This is a genomic window from Billgrantia montanilacus (assembly GCF_003336675.1).
GTDB classification, from domain to species: Bacteria; Pseudomonadota; Gammaproteobacteria; order Pseudomonadales; family Halomonadaceae; genus Halomonas; species Halomonas montanilacus.
This window is the reverse complement of record NZ_QPII01000008.1, coordinates 178367-192337: the sequence shown is the minus strand read 5'-3', so window position 1 is coordinate 192337 and position 13971 is coordinate 178367. Positions and strand designations below refer to the sequence as shown.

At 65.0% G+C, this 13971-nt stretch carries 15 protein-coding genes; 4 read left to right on the top strand and 11 right to left on the bottom strand.

Features of this window, described 5'->3' with window-relative positions:
- Positions 1-11: 11 nt before the first annotated feature.
- Complete coding sequence (locus DU505_RS12775) at positions 12-1778, bottom strand: ShlB/FhaC/HecB family hemolysin secretion/activation protein (RefSeq protein WP_220250678.1); 1767 nt, start codon at positions 1776-1778, stop codon at positions 12-14.
- A gap of 275 nt (positions 1779-2053) precedes the next feature.
- Between DU505_RS12775 and DU505_RS12770 the strand changes: the two genes are divergently transcribed.
- The 4 genes from DU505_RS12770 to DU505_RS12755 are packed head-to-tail and all read left to right on the top strand — an operon-like array spanning position 2054 to position 3993.
- A complete protein-coding gene (locus DU505_RS12770) occupies positions 2054-2503 on the top strand; it encodes a hypothetical protein (RefSeq protein ID WP_114479367.1) in 450 nt (149 codons plus the stop codon).
- A gap of 18 nt (positions 2504-2521) precedes the next feature.
- A complete protein-coding gene (locus tag DU505_RS12765) occupies positions 2522-3088 on the top strand; it encodes a hypothetical protein (protein WP_220250676.1) in 567 nt (188 codons plus the stop codon).
- Positions 3089-3679, top strand: coding sequence for a cytochrome c oxidase subunit 3 family protein (locus DU505_RS12760; protein ID WP_114479366.1), 591 nt, complete (start codon positions 3089-3091; stop codon positions 3677-3679).
- Between the two features lie 2 nt (positions 3680-3681).
- Entirely contained in the window at positions 3682-3993 is a 312-nt protein-coding gene (locus DU505_RS12755) for a cytochrome C oxidase subunit IV family protein (protein ID WP_114479365.1), read from the top strand.
- A gap of 137 nt (positions 3994-4130) precedes the next feature.
- Here the strand turns inward: DU505_RS12755 and DU505_RS12750 are convergent, their stop codons facing one another.
- From DU505_RS12750 to cobA, 10 genes are all read right to left on the bottom strand, one after another.
- Positions 4131-4346: a hypothetical protein gene (locus tag DU505_RS12750; RefSeq protein ID WP_245947927.1), complete on the bottom strand. Its 216-nt coding sequence runs from the start codon at positions 4344-4346 to the stop codon at positions 4131-4133.
- A 13-nt stretch (positions 4347-4359) separates the two neighbouring features.
- A complete protein-coding gene (locus DU505_RS12745) occupies positions 4360-6303 on the bottom strand; it encodes a nitric oxide reductase activation protein NorD (RefSeq protein WP_114479364.1) in 1944 nt (647 codons plus the stop codon).
- 177 nt (positions 6304-6480) lie between these two features.
- On the bottom strand, positions 6481-7302 hold the full coding sequence (locus tag DU505_RS12740) for a CbbQ/NirQ/NorQ/GpvN family protein (protein WP_114479363.1): 822 nt from the start codon (positions 7300-7302) through the stop codon (positions 6481-6483).
- 57 nt (positions 7303-7359) lie between these two features.
- Positions 7360-8706, bottom strand: coding sequence for a cbb3-type cytochrome c oxidase subunit I (locus DU505_RS12735; protein ID WP_114479362.1), 1347 nt, complete (start codon positions 8704-8706; stop codon positions 7360-7362).
- A gap of 33 nt (positions 8707-8739) precedes the next feature.
- Positions 8740-9186, bottom strand: a complete 447-nt coding sequence (locus DU505_RS12730; RefSeq protein ID WP_114479361.1) for a c-type cytochrome — start codon at positions 9184-9186, stop codon at positions 8740-8742.
- Between the two features lie 249 nt (positions 9187-9435).
- Positions 9436-9753: a carboxymuconolactone decarboxylase family protein gene (locus tag DU505_RS12725; RefSeq protein WP_114479360.1), complete on the bottom strand. Its 318-nt coding sequence runs from the start codon at positions 9751-9753 to the stop codon at positions 9436-9438.
- A gap of 81 nt (positions 9754-9834) precedes the next feature.
- On the bottom strand, positions 9835-10224 hold the full coding sequence (locus DU505_RS12720; protein ID WP_114479386.1) for a SirB2 family protein: 390 nt from the start codon (positions 10222-10224) through the stop codon (positions 9835-9837).
- Between the two features lie 15 nt (positions 10225-10239).
- Positions 10240-11454: an NnrS family protein gene (locus tag DU505_RS12715; RefSeq protein WP_114479359.1), complete on the bottom strand. Its 1215-nt coding sequence runs from the start codon at positions 11452-11454 to the stop codon at positions 10240-10242.
- Positions 11455-11553: 99 nt separating this feature from the next.
- Complete coding sequence (locus DU505_RS12710; protein WP_114479358.1) at positions 11554-13080, bottom strand: nitrite reductase; 1527 nt, start codon at positions 13078-13080, stop codon at positions 11554-11556.
- Positions 13077-13964, bottom strand: coding sequence for a uroporphyrinogen-III C-methyltransferase (gene cobA, locus DU505_RS12705; protein WP_114479357.1), 888 nt, complete (start codon positions 13962-13964; stop codon positions 13077-13079). Before cobA ends, DU505_RS12710 begins: the two co-directional genes overlap by 4 nt.
- Positions 13965-13971: the final 7 nt, after the last annotated feature.

Genomic DNA, 13971 nt, shown 5'->3' with positions numbered 1-13971 from the left:
AGAACAGTCAGTCAGAACGAGAGGTAGAGGCTGAAGCCGGTGACACGATGATCGGTACGAAAGCCGTCGGGCTTTATTAACGGCGTAGAGACGAACGCGTCGTAGCTCAGGTGATCGAACAGCGTGCCGCGCAGGCCCGCCGCCGCACCGGCAAGCTCCGAGCCAAGCAGCCACTCGGTGCTTGGACCGCTCACCCGGCCGTAATCGAGCCCCGCGTAGAGCGATTGGCCACTGTTGCCCAGCGCCAGCCCGAGATCGTTGCGCACCAGCCAGCCCCGCTCTGCCACCAGGCTGGCCTCGTTGAAACCCCGCACCGTGTAGCGGCTGCCGATGGAGAAACGGTCGATCGGTGTCAGCGGCGTCAGGTTGTTCTGCATGCGCCAGCGGCCGCGGTACTCGAGCGTCTGGCCACCCACCTGAAACGGCAGCGTGAGCCCGGCATGGGTGGAGATGAGCTGGAAGCGCGAGGTGCCTTCGTCGAAGGCTTCCTCGGGTGCCGGCAGGGAGCCGAAGGCGCCGGTACCGCGCTTGTAGGCGGTGCCGAGATCCAAGGTGGCACGGCCGATGAACTCGCGGTGGTCGATGCCCGCCTCCCAGCCACCCACCACCCGACGCTGGATCTCGATCTCGATATCGTCGATGTAGTTGCGCGAGCGGCGCTGGAAGCCTCCCAGCGACACCGTGGTCTTGCGGGTGGCGTCACGATAGACGAGGCGCGACAGAGTCGCCCCAACCTGCTGGCTGGTTCCGCTGTAAACGTACTCCTGGAAGGCACCGGCAATGGTCTGGTAGTACTCGTGGTCGCTGTAGTCGAGCGCCAGGCTCCAGTAGCCCCAGGGCACCGAGTAGTGGAGGCTGTGGCTGCGGCTGCCGCGCGGCCCGGAAGCGCCGCCGCCGAGGTCCCGCCCCAGGTGGATATGGAAGAGGTCGTTGATGCCCAGGAGATTGTCGAAGGAGATACCGACGCCGCCCATGTACTGGCCCATGGCATCGCTGCCGCTGTCGTCGGCCGTCCACGAGGGGCGCAGGCGCCACTCCTGCTGATAGTCGACGAGCAGGTCGCTGGCGCCCGGATCTTCTGCCGGCGCGATCTGGATATCGGCCTCGACGGAGGGCAGGCGCTGAAAATTCTCCAGCCCCTGCTCGATATCGCGCAGGTTGAGCACATCACCCTGCCGCGCAGGCACGGCATTGCGCAGCGAGGCATGAAAACGGCTGGGGTCGACAACGCGGATGGCGGCGATGCGCCCGGGAATCAGGCTCAGCGTCAAGGTGCCACCGCTGAGATCCTGGTCTTCCAGCAGGATTCGGCTGGTGATGAAACCGCGCTCGATCAGGGCATTCTGGGCCCGCTTCATGACCAGGTTTATGCCTTCGGTACCGAGACATCGCCCGATGGGCGAATCCTCGCCCCGCTCCCCTGCGGCGGCGTCCAGCACCCAGGAGAAGCGCTGCGCTTCCTCACCTTGCAAGGCGAGCGCTTCGATGACGAAGCAGGGCGATTCCTGCTCGGGTAGCCGATCCAACTCCTCCACGGGAACCGACAGGCGGATATCCGCCTGAGGCAGCTCTCGCTCCTGAACGGCCTGCTCGCGCTCCTGCTGGCGGCGCAGTTGCTCGTCCGGCGTGGCGTCCTGCGCCAAAAGTGCCGTCGGCAAGCTCAGCGCCAGCAAGGCTGGCATGAAGATAAGGCGGGCATTCCTGCGTTCCCTGCCGACGGTCTTGCTGCCGGTTGCCTGCGTAAAGCAGCCGGCGATTCCCTGTCGTATGGCGTCCATTGCGTTTTCTTTATGTCTTCGTGTTGGTAGTGCGTTGTGCCGCTCTGCGGCGGCATCAGCTAACGAACCAGCCGAACTCGATGTCGGATACGAAGGGTTATCGGCCGAGAGGCAGATGGCTTTAGTCGTTTTGTACCTGCGCCTCCTCGCCCATGTCCGCCACGTTGCCAAGGGCGAAACGAGTATTGATCCACGACAAGGACGAAACCGCCGCCAGAGGGCATAGTGGCATCCTGGATACTTGTTCAATGCATGACATAACTGGGAGGTGACCGATGTCCTCCACGTCGTTCCTCGATACCCGAACAACCGACGAGCCAAAGACCGCAGCCGATACGCGTGGCAAGGGCGTGGCGGCCACCGTCTACGTGCTCTACCTGGGCAGCGTCATGACCGTGGTGACGGGACCGCTCGGCATGCTGATCGCGCTTTTCTGTCGTCGCAACAGCGCCGACTGGGTCAATAGCCACCTGCTGTTCCAGGTCCGCACGTTCTGGCTGGGCGCCCTGGCCGCCGCCGTGGTACTGGCGGCCTGGCACCTGCTGGGCTGGCTCGGTGCGCCCTCCTGGATCTCCTGGACCCTGGGCTACGGCTTCTTTACCGCCTGTCTGGGCTGGACGATGGGCCGCTGTGGGGTCGGCATCAACCGGCTGATGAACAACCGCGCCATCGATGCCCCCCGCAGCCTGCTGTTCGGCGGCGCCACGGTCTCACTCGAAGATTGATTCGTCATGGAGATGGACATGCACACGGCCACGTATCATTCGCGCTCGGCGCCACCCCGCTCCGCTGCCGTTTCCGGTATCGCCTGGGGCTTCATCGCCTTCTCGCTGCTGATACTGGCGCTGATGACCCTGCCGCTGCTGCCCGGTGATGCCATGGTGGCCTCGCTGGGCGTCGAGGCCGGCAGCGGCGGGTTGACCGGGGGTGTCGCCTGGCTGGTCGAACGCAGCGGTGGGCTGGCCGTCTTGATGATGATCGGCTCCCTGGCCACCCTTGCGCTGGCCGTGGCGCTGCTTCAGCGGCGCACCTGGGCCCGCCCCGCCTTCGTTGGCCTGATGGTGGCCGGCTTCGTCGGCGTATTCGGTGCCGCCGCCCTGACGCCGATGACCTTCGGCTTCCTGCCCGATGCCGCCACCGCCGACGCGGTGAACCCCGCCAACCCGGTGGCAGGATTGATAGGGGCACTCGGCCTGCTGATCCTGGCGGCCACCGTGCTGGTGGCGCTGTTCGCCTGGGCGGGGTGGAAGCTGACCACCCCGGCCGTGCGCGCCGAGTTCGACAGAACGCCCATCGCCCCGGAGGGCTGAGTGGCACAGCAGCACGAGACTACCCAGCAGCGGCCGCTGCCCAACCCGGGCTGGGGGCCGCTTTCGGCCCTGCCCGGCAATCCGCTGATGTGGGTGCTGATTCTGAGCGAGATGGTGGTCTTCGCCGCCTTCTTCGGGCTCTTCGCCTGGCTCAGGATCGGCGAACGGGAGGTGTTCGACGCCTCCCAGCAGCTGCTCGACCCGGTGGCCGGCGGCATCAATACCCTGGTACTGCTGACCAGCGGGCTGTTCGCCGCCCTGGCCGTCCAGGCCATCACGCATGGCAAGGTGCGTCGTTGCCGCCAGTGGCTGGGCGCCGCCTTCGCACTCGGCGTGGTGTTCTGCGTGGTCAAGGTGATGGAGTACGCCGACAAGCTCGGCCAGGGGCTCATGCCCGAGACCAACACCTTCTTTACCTTCTACTACCTGCTGACCGGCTTCCACTTCGCCCACGTGCTGTTTGGCCTGGGGCTGATCGCCCTGGTGGCGTGGCGTATTTCCCACGACAACGTGGAGACCGCCGCCGCCTTCTGGCACATGGTCGACCTGATCTGGATCCTGCTCTATCCCATTATCTACCTGCTGAGGTGACCATGCCGACGCGCCTTGCCACCTTGCCCCCCGCTACCCGTAGGCTGTTGATCACCTGGGCGGTGCTGATGGGCCTGACGCTGGTCACCATGTTCTCGGCCCAGCTCGGCGGTGATGCCCGCCTGCAGGCGCTGCCGCTGTGGTCCGCGGGCCTGCTGCTGCTCAGCACCGCCTTCAAGGCGCACCAGGTGCTGATGACCTATCTCGGCCTGCGCGATGCCAGTGCCGCCTGGCGGGGCGCCTTTATCGGGCTGGTGCTGTTCACGCTGCTGCTGGTGGCCTCCGGCTATCTACTGGCACAGCTGGGCGGCTAAAGCCGGGCAGCCAGTACCCACAAACCTCTGCCAACACGACGACGCCACGTAGACTCCCGATGAACGCAACGACGCCGGCCCCTGAGGGCCGGCGTCGGATCTGTCTCCGTAAGTGGTATCTGCCATAACGGGTGCCGTCAGTCGTCTTCGGGTGGCGGCGGGGGCGGGTCGACCCACTCCGCCAGCCGACGTCCGGCATGGATCAGGCCATAGATCACGAAGGGCGCCAGCAGCATCAGGAAGATGCCCCAGTCGCGGGTATTGATCAGCCAGATCAGCGGCGTGAGCACGGCAAAGGCCACGATCACCCCGAACAGTGTGGCCATGACGGGACGACTTATTGTCAGTGTCATGTGAAGTCCTCTCTCAGCTACCGATGATCTGACGATAGATGCCCGGCAAGGCCTGGGCCAGATGCTCGGGCCGGTTGACGATGGCGTAGCTGCCGCGGCCGAACAGGTGCGAGACATACTGATGGGCCTCGCTGTCGACGGTCACGCCGAAGACCCGCACCTCCTGCTGGCGCGCCTCGAGGACCGCCTTGCGGGTGTCCTCGATGCCGTAGCGCCCTTCGTAGTAGTCGGTGTCGTTGGGCTTGCCGTCGGTGATCACCAGCAGCAGCCGGTGGCGGTTGGGCCGCTTGGCCAGCTCCTGGGTCACATGGCGGATCGCCGGCCCCATGCGTGTGTAGTGCCCCGGCTTGAGCGCCGAGATTCGCCGCGACACCCGCTCGCTCATGCTCTCCTCGAAGGTCTTGAGGGTATTGACCCAGACCTTCTGACGGCGATGCGAGGTGAAGCAGTGGATGGCATAGTCGTCGCCGCAGCCGGCCAGGCCGTGGCCCAGCACCAGCAGCGCCTCCTTCTCCACGTCTAGCACCCGGCGGTCCTCCAGCCAGGCGTCGGTGGAGAGCGAGACGTCGACCAGGATCGAGACCGCCAGGTCGCGGGCCTGCTGCCGGGTCGCCTGGTAGAGGCGGTCGCTGGACTCGCCGGTGGCGGCCAGGTCGCAGCGCGAGCGAATCACCGCATCCATGTCCAGTTCGCTGCCGTCGAGCTGGCCACGCAGCATCTCGCGCCGCGGGCGCAATGCCTCGAACTCGCGACGTACCCGACGGATGCGCCGGTGGGTGGCGGCATCGGGCTCCCACTGCTCCCCCTCCTCGCTCGCAAGCTCGGTATGCACCAGGCAGTGGTCGGGAAGGTAGATCTGCTTGCGGTAGTTCCACTCGTCGTAGGCGTGCTTGCCACGCAGCCGCTCGCCCAGCACCTGGTCCGGCGGGAGGTCGAGGTCGACCTTGATGCGCGTCGCCGCCCGCTGCTTGTGCGGGCTCAGGATGATCTCCTCCATCTGCTCGGCGGCGCGCTTGGCTTCCTCGTCCTCGTTGTCCTCGACCAGTCGATTGAGGTTGACCATCTCGGTCCAGGAGAGCATTTTCTCGAAGCGGTTGGCGACCAGCGGGTCGTCGCGCTCGGTCTGGTCCTGGGTCTTGCGTTCGGCCTTGCGCTTGCCGTCGCTCACCGTCTGGGGGCTGTTGGTGGTGCCCTCTTCCTGGGGGTCGCTCTCTTCGTCGGCCCGGGCGGCGCCGGTGCCCAACTCCACCACCTGGCCCCATAGCGGTACCGGCAGCGGCGGCCGATAGCCACGCGGCGCCTGGAACTCTTTCAGCGAGACGGCCGGATCACACACCGCTCGGTGCATGGCGGCGGCCCAGCCTTCCAGCTCGAGCTCTTCACCCAGCAACACGCGCAGGGTCTCCTCCAGCGCCTGCTCCATGGGCGGCAGCCGGCTGCGCTGCGGCCTCACGATCAGCAGCGCCATGCAGAGTCGACGATAGCGTTCGGCAAGCCCCGGGAAGCGGGCCAGCGCCGCATCGCGGGCACGCACGGACTCCCTCAGCCGGGAGAGATCGTCACGCAGCGGGTCGCGCTTGGCCACCGGGCGACGGGCCACGGCGAGATAGGCGACCAGCCAGAAGTAGAGATCCCGGTTGAGTGCCGGATCCGGGAAAACATCCAGCGTGGGGGGCAGCAGCAGGTTCTCTTCGTCGCGGCGCGCCTGATCGATGGCCTCGTCGTCGAAGCCCAGGCGCTGGCGCAGCGACAGGCGGTGCTGGGAACTGCGCGCGACGATGGCGGCGACCTCGACCCCGGCTTCGCCACCGCTGGCTCGGAAGAAGACGCCCAGCACATGGCGCAGGTCTTCCAGGTTCACGGCCGCTTCCGGATAACGCTGATAACTAGCCGCACTGGACGCCCAGCGGTGCCAATGGCGGCCGACGAACTCCTCGACTTCGAGAAAGTGCAGCATGATCGATCTCCTGATCCAGAAAGCGTTGCCTCGTGCCAGCGCCTTTTTGCTCGGGGCTGATTCGGCGACAGGCCTGTGAGGAGGCGCTGTGAATACCTCCCTGTACGCTACCGACGCCATCCCTGACGTAGGACCGCCTCTTCGGCCTGCCCTCGACGCCTCTCGCTGTAGAATGCTTCAACCAAAAGTGGCTTGAATCGCTTCCATCAACCCTTCCTGAACGTCCAGGTCGTCGGACAGCGGTTCGACCAGGGTGGCTCGGGTGGCTTCCAGGATCGGCATGCCGGCGTTGATCAGCGTGGCGCAGTAGACCAGCAGGCGGGTAGAAACGCCCTCCTCCAGGTCCTGGCCCTTGAGCTCGCGCAGGCGAGCGGCCAGGTTGACCAGGGCGGCGCACCGCTCATGTGATAAACCGCTCTCGCGGGCAACGATGTCGCACTCCACCCGGGGGGGCGGGAAGTCGAAGGACATCGCCACGAAGCGCTGGCGGGTACTTGGCTTGAGTGACTTGAGAATGTGCTGGTAGCCGGGGTTGTAGGAGACCACCAGCATGAAATCCTTGGGTGCCTCGAGCAGCTCGCCGGTACGCTCCAGCGGCAGCATACGGCGGTCGTCGGTCAAGGGGTGGAGCACCACGGTGACGTCCTTGCGCGCTTCCACCACCTCGTCGAGATAGCAGATGCCGCCTTCGCGCACGGCCCGGGTCAGGGGGCCGTCGACCCAGCGGGTCTCGCCACCCTGCAGCAGGTAACGACCGGTGAGATCGGCGGCGGTGAGGTCATCGTGACAGGAAACGGTGAACAGCGGGCGGCCCATTTTCGCCGCCATATGGCTGACGAAGCGGGTCTTGCCACAGCCGGTCGGACCCTTCAGCAACAGCGGCAGCCGCTGTTGATACGCCTGCTCGAAAAGCGCGCATTCGTTGCCGACCGGTTCGTAGTAGGGCAGGTCCCGCTCGAGGTCATGAACGGCTGCCGGTGCGGTAGCAGTATGAGACATGGCGTTACTCCAGGGGAAGGCTCGGCGGGGCACGAGGCGCACCCCGCCGAGGGTCTATCACTCGTTGGCAGTCAGCGGGCGGCTGGTGGCAGGCACCTGCTCACGGGCCGGTGCGAACACCGCGTAGATGAACATCAGGGCGGCGATACCCACGAAGATACCGGTACCGAAGCGCATGATGTAGAACAGATCAAGCTGCTCCTGGATCTGCATGAAGTTCATGCCGAGCACCCGCTGCAGGTGAGTCTGGACGACGCCCGCGAAGGTCAGGGTGAAAGTCATGAACCACATGGCCGAGGTCATGATCCAGAACGCCCACATGTTCAGCACCTGGTTGTAGGGCTGCACCCGACGCAGCTGCGGCATGGCGTAGGTGATGACACCCAGCACCAGCATCACGTAGGCGCCGTAGAAGGCCAGGTGGCCGTGGGCCGCGGTGACCTGGGTACCGTGGGTGTAGTAGTTGATCCACGACAGGGTGTGCATGAAGCCCCACACGCCGGCGCCGAAGAAGGCAACGGCTGCACTGCCCAGGGTCCAGAGCATGGCGGCCTTGTTGGGGTGGTTGCGGCTGCCCTTCCAGAACATGTAGAAGGCGAACACCACCATGGCGAAGAACGGAATCACCTCGAGCGTGGAGAAGATGCTGCCGATCGGCTGCCAGTAGGCGGGGGTGCCGATCCAGTAGTAGTGGTGGCCGGTGCCCAGCAGGCCGGAGAACAGCGCCAGGCCGACGATGACGTAGAGCCACTTCTCGATCACTTCACGGTCGACGCCGGTCATCTTGATCAACAGGTAGCCGAGCAGCGAGGCCATGATCAGTTCCCACACGCCTTCCACCCAGATGTGGACGATCCACCACCACCACAGCTTGTCCAGCGCCAGGTTGTCAGGGTTATAGAAGGCGAACAGCCAGAATACCGCCGCCAGCCACAGGCCGAGCATCAGCACCATGTTGATGGCGGTCCTGCGTCCCTTGAGCATGGTCAGGCTGGTATTGAACAGGAACAACAGGAAGGAGACCGTTATCACCAGCTTCGCCCACAGCGGCTGCTCGAGATAGTGGCGACCTTCATGAATGCCGAACTGGTAGCTGATCAGCGCGCCGGCACCGGCGATGGCGAACAGCGCCAGCTGGAAATAGGCCAGGTTGGGGCTGTAGATCTCGTTCTCGGCCTCTTCCGGCATCAGGTAGTAGGTACAACCCATGAAGCCGATCAGCAACCAGACGATCAGCAGGTTGGTATGACTGGTACGGGTGATGTTGAAGGGCATGGCTTCGGACATGAAGTGCGGCCAGACGTAAGCCGCCGCCGCCGCCAGCCCGAAGACGATCTGGAGCGCAAATAGCGCCATGGCCACCATGAAGAAGGGTAAGGCCACCTTCTGCGTTTCGTATTTCATCGGTTCGACTCTCCTTGGTTCCTGGAATCCGGATCAGCCGGCCGGATGCGGCGGCCAGCCCTGGGTGTCGATGGAATCGGTCCACTCCAGGAAGTCGATCAGGGCCTGCATTTCTTCATCGTTGATGTCGAAGGCGGGCATCTGACGACGGCCAGGCGCGCCGGTGGGTTGGGCGTTCATCCACGCCTCGAGGGCCATGCGCGCGCCTTCGGGGTTGTTGTGTCCACCGAAACGGGTCCAGACGTTGCCAATTTCAGGCGCGAAGTAAGAGCCTTCGCCGAGAATGGTGTGACAGTTGATGCAGTTGTGCTCTTCCCAGACATGCTTCCCCAGCCTGACGGAATCCGACATGGGCTGGGTCGACGTGTTGACGATATAGAAGTGACTGTGAGCCGTCAGCGCGGCAAACAGCAGGAAGAAGAATAGCGAGCCGCCGTAGAATATATTCCGGGCCGCCGCCTTGGTGAGGCCTTCGGTCATGGGCCTTTCCCCCCTCGCTCGTGTGGCTTTTCAAGGGACCTGCGATCATGATCGATCAGTCCCACCCCTTTTAAACATGCATTTGTGGTGCATCTTTAGAGTACAGCCCCGTATTGGGAGCGGCATTGACCTTCGTCAAATGCGGGGCAAAGAGCCGTGAAAGTGGCGGTATGGCGGGAGAAAAAGAGTTGCGGTCTGATGTCGCATGGCGGGCCTCGACGACGCCCGCCACGGGAAAGCGGGAAGAAATCAGCCCTCGGTGATGTCCTCGATCCAGGTCAGGGCTGCGACCCCGGCGGGCAGCCCCAGGGTAGGAATCGCCAGCATCGCTACCTGCTTGAGCGCCTCGGGCTCGATACCCTCAGCCATGGCACGGCGCATGTGCGAATGCACGGCACCTTCGGAGCCGCCCCCCACCGCCAGCGCCAGCTTGACCAGGCGCCGCGTGCGGGCATCCAGCGGACCGGATTCGGCACACGCCTTGCCCAGCGAGGCAAAGGCTCGCCACACCTCGGGATAGTCATCCGCTACCTTGCCGGCGCCGGAAGGAAGATCTTGATTGGCCATGCGGTTTTCCTCATCTTGTCGTGTGTGTCTCACCAGGCTCTCAGTATAGAGGCCCGGCTGGCCCGTGGAAGGGCGCTATCGCTACATCATGACAAACCACAGGGGATCCTTGAATACGGCCGTGCCCAGCATGTACAGAAAGGTCACCACCGCCGCCACGGCCGCCCCACCCCGGGCCAGCGGCGTGCGCCCGCGCTTGATCGCCACCGTTCCCAGCACGATATAGACAAGCAGGGCGAGTATCTTCGCGGCAAGCCAGGGGTGGTGCTGCGGCCACATCGACAGCATCACCATCAGCAGGATGCCGAACGTGAGCAGCAGGGTGTCATTGACGTGGGGCACGACCTTCACCCAGCGCCGCTGCAGGATCGGCGCTTCACGCACCGACCACCAGGCCCGCAGGATGAAGAAGGCGAGGCTCAACCCCGCCGTGGTCATGTGCAGGTGCTTGATCAGGAAATAGTGCTCGATCACGGTCCGGCTCCCTCAGCCATCCTTCCCATCCACCCTGGCACTCAGCAGCGGCAGGGTGTAATGGATCAGGAAGATCAGATAGGCAATACACCAGAACAGGATACTGAGGTTATAGGTCCAGTGGGTGATCTGCGGAAACATCGCCAGTACCGGCGAGCGCAGCAGGGCACCGGCGAACATCAGGCCAAGGCCCACGCCGATGCCCGGCAGGGTGCGAATCGTGCGCCCGGTGTGGCCCAGCGAGACCCGCGACATCATCGCCAGCATCATGGTGGCGATGCCGCCGATGGCCAGGGCATGCAGTGCCAGCTCGACGCGAAAGGCACCCATCAGCGCCATCGCCCACATCGATAGCCCCACGGAAACGAAGGCGTAGCTGATGTGCAGGCCCCAGAGCAGCGGCTCGTGGAGGGTGCGATAGCCCTCCCAGCGACCCAGGCGCAATAGGTTGGCCACCGCCGCCACCAGCATGACCAGCGCCAGCAGCCCCGCCGGTACGGGCACACCGAACAGGATCAGCAGCTGCAACAGCACCACGCCGAGCGCGGAGCCTACGGAGAGCGACTCCAGCCAGGCAATGGGCGCCACCTTGGGCCGGCCCAGCTTGAGCGAGGTGAAGAAGGGGATGACGCGACCGCCAAGCAGAACCATCAGCACGGCGATCAGCAGCACGCCCAGGTAGCCACCCTCGCGAATCAGTGGCAGCTTGCCCTGGATGACGCCGAGGTGCATGGCCAGGTTGGCCAGCGCCAGCAGCAGCAAGACCGGCACGAACATCAGGTTGCGCCACAGCTTGGCGCGAACCACCAGTCGTCCCATCACCAGTGCTGCCAGCGGCAGGAAGGCGACGTCGAGCACTATCAGTAACCAGGCCGGCAGGCCCATCGGATAAGCCAGCAGCACGCGTGCCGCCAACCAGACGCCCACCAAGCCCAGCAGCGGGGCACCGCTCACGCTGCGCTGGCCGGTCCAGTTCTGCACCGCCGTCAGCAGGAAGCCCACCACCACGGCGGAAGCGAAGCCGAAGATCATCTCGTGCTGATGCCACCACATCAACCCACCGTGGGGCCGCAGCAGGATATCGCCGTGCCAGAACGCGAACCAGACGATCATGGCCAGCACGCTGAACAAGGAAGCCAGGAGGAAGAAGGGGCGAAAGGCGAGACGCGCCACGGGGAGACGCGTCAGGCCGGATGCAGCTTGCGGTGCAGAAGAAGCAGATTTCATGGTGGCATACCCGACTCAAACGCTTGGATAACGCCATTGTGTGCGCATGGACCGGGCAGCACCATGACTGGTATCAAGAATGCTTCTTTCTTCTGATTTCTAGTGGCTTGTCCCCTCTTCGTACTGTGTCTTGTTCCAAACGTTGTACTTGCCCGAGGGGCGCTTCATCGGCATGCGGCCCAGCTCCTCCAGGGTGTTGGCGTCAAGCCACAGCAGGTAGCCGTCGTCGTCCCAGATACTCAGCAGCAGGGTCTCGCCGCGGCGGTCGAACTCTACGTGGGCGGCGGTCTTGCCCGGTTCGGGAATCAGCGTCTCGACGATCTCCAGGCTCTGCTTGTCGATCACGTGGATGCGATCGTGGTTGGGTCCGAAGAAGACGTCCACCCAGGCGTAGGGCGAGTTCTCGTGGCTGCGCATGAAGAAGCCGGGCCCGTCGGTCTCGATATGAGTAATCAGCGACCAGTCGGTCATGTCGAACACCGACACCAGCCCCTTGTCGATGTGAGGGATCGCCATGACGCGGCGCCCGTCCAGCTCCCAGGTGATGCCGGCACCCAGGTGCGGCATGCCTTCCAGCGGCAGGTCGGCGACCTTGACCTCCTCGTCCATGTCGAACACCTGCCCGCCCTGGCCGCCCCGTGCGGCGCCCACCAGGTAGCGGTACTCCATGTCGAAGAAGAAGTCGTCGAGGTAGTCCGGCGCCTCCATGCGGTGCAGGGCGAAGTCGCCGACGATGGTCTCGTCGCCGTCGGCCCGCTCCTCCGGCCAGCGGATCTCCCATACCTCGGGGATATCGCGCAGGGCGGCAACGAAGCTGTTGCGCGGCGGCGCGGTATAGACGGCGCTGACCCTTGACGTGTCGCCGTTGAGGCCCTCCACCGGGATGGTGGCGATCAGGTCGAGATCACGGGCATCCAGCAGCACCAGCGAGTGCGGCAGGTAGTTGCCGGCCAGCACATAGTTGCCGTCGGCCGACACCGCGATATTGCGCATATTGATGCCGGCACGCACCTCGGCGGTGACCTCGAGGTTGTAGATGTCGTACTTGGTCACCCAGCCATCGCGGGAGCCGAAGTAGACGTAGCGGCCATCCGGGGAATACTTGGGCCCCCCGTGCAGCGCGTAGCGGCTCGGGAAGCGGGTGATGCGCTCGAACTTGTCGCCGTCGAGCAGGCTGACGTGGTGATCGCCGATCTCCACGACGAGAAAGAGGTTCTTGAGATCCTCGACCTCGAACACCGGCTCGTCGGGCAGGGTGCCATAGGCGTGGTTGACCACGTGGCTGGCCAGGATATCGTCGTCGGTCCAGCTCGGCTCCACCTCCGGCGCCTCGAAGATCCATTCGGCCAGGGCGGCGATCTCGGCGTCGTCCAGCAGTTCGCCGTAGGCGGGCATCTGGGTAGCTATGCGACCGTCGCGGATCACCTCGAAGGCCTCGTCGTGCTTGAGCCGCGAAAGGTTGTCCGGCAGCAGCGCGGGGCCGATGCCGCCCAGACGGCTGACGCCATGACAGATCGCGCAGTGATGGTTGTAGAGCACGTTGGCATCGGGTTCATCAGCCACGGCCGACAGGGCCGGAGTAACCAGGCCCAGCAGGGCGCCGAGCAGCAGCGAGGGTCGTATCACAGCGCCATCCTCCCCATTGCCACCGCCGTATCAGCGCTGTCGCTCTCCGCACCGGTATCCGCATCGGCATCACGTCGCGTCATTCGCGTCATAGCCGGTGCCAGGGTATCGGACAGGCGGACTACCTCGCCCACCACGATCAGGGTCGGCGGCTGGAAGCCTTCCCGCTCGATGACCTCGACCACGTCGCCCAGCGTGGCCAGCACATGACGCTGCTCGGGGGTGGTGCCGCGCTCGACCAGGGCCACGGGGTGCGTGGCCGGCAGGCCGTGGCGCTGCAGCTCACGGCTGATCAGCTCGGCATTGGCCAGGCCCATGTAGAAGACGGCGGTATGGTTGGGCACCGCCAGTGCCGCCCAGTTGAGGTCCAGTGCGCCGTCCGCCTTGCAGTGGCCGGTGACGAAGGTGACGCTCTGGGCAAAGTCCCGGTGGGTGAGCGGGAAGCCGGAGTAGGTGGAGCAGCCCGATGCCGAGGTGATGCCCGGCACCACGCGAAAGCCGACGCCATGCTCGATCAGGTACTCGGCCTCTTCGCCGCCGCGGCCGAAGATATAGGGGTCGCCCCCCTTGAGACGCAGGACCCGCTTGCCCTCACCCGCCAGGCGAACCAGCAGCGCGTTGGTTTCGTCCTGGGTCAGGGCATGGCAGCGCGAGGCCTTGCCCACGTAGTAGCGGCGCGCAGAGGCCGACGCCATGGCCAGCACTTCCTGGGACACCAGACGGTCGAAGACCAGGCAGTCGGCCTGCTGCAGCAGCGACAGGGCGCGCAGGGTCAACAGGCCGGGGTCGCCGGGTCCGGCGCCCACGATGGCGACCTCGCCGGACGCCAATGGCGCCTCATCGAGGTCGAAGCTCAGGTTTCGCGAATGGCGATGTGTGATCATGGTCGGC

What these genes read in the sequence shown, in the direction of transcription:
- DU505_RS12750 (WP_245947927.1), bottom strand. Translation starts at nt 4,346, where the DNA reads ATGACACTGACAATAAGTCGTCCCGTCATGGCCACACTGTTCGGGGTG.
- DU505_RS12730 (WP_114479361.1), bottom strand. Translation starts at nt 9,186, where the DNA reads ATGACCGAAGGCCTCACCAAGGCGGCGGCCCGGAATATATTCTACGGC.
- DU505_RS12770 (WP_114479367.1), top strand. Translation starts at nt 2,054, where the DNA reads ATGTCCTCCACGTCGTTCCTCGATACCCGAACAACCGACGAGCCAAAG.
- DU505_RS12735 (WP_114479362.1), bottom strand. Translation starts at nt 8,706, where the DNA reads ATGAAATACGAAACGCAGAAGGTGGCCTTACCCTTCTTCATGGTGGCC.
- DU505_RS12745 (WP_114479364.1), bottom strand. Translation starts at nt 6,303, where the DNA reads ATGCTGCACTTTCTCGAAGTCGAGGAGTTCGTCGGCCGCCATTGGCAC.
- DU505_RS12765 (WP_220250676.1), top strand. Translation starts at nt 2,522, where the DNA reads ATGCACACGGCCACGTATCATTCGCGCTCGGCGCCACCCCGCTCCGCT.
- DU505_RS12775 (WP_220250678.1), bottom strand. Translation starts at nt 1,778, where the DNA reads ATGGACGCCATACGACAGGGAATCGCCGGCTGCTTTACGCAGGCAACC.
- cobA (WP_114479357.1), bottom strand. Translation starts at nt 13,964, where the DNA reads ATGATCACACATCGCCATTCGCGAAACCTGAGCTTCGACCTCGATGAG.
- DU505_RS12740 (WP_114479363.1), bottom strand. Translation starts at nt 7,302, where the DNA reads ATGTCTCATACTGCTACCGCACCGGCAGCCGTTCATGACCTCGAGCGG.
- DU505_RS12755 (WP_114479365.1), top strand. Translation starts at nt 3,682, where the DNA reads ATGCCGACGCGCCTTGCCACCTTGCCCCCCGCTACCCGTAGGCTGTTG.
- DU505_RS12725 (WP_114479360.1), bottom strand. Translation starts at nt 9,753, where the DNA reads ATGGCCAATCAAGATCTTCCTTCCGGCGCCGGCAAGGTAGCGGATGAC.
- DU505_RS12715 (WP_114479359.1), bottom strand. Translation starts at nt 11,454, where the DNA reads ATGAAATCTGCTTCTTCTGCACCGCAAGCTGCATCCGGCCTGACGCGT.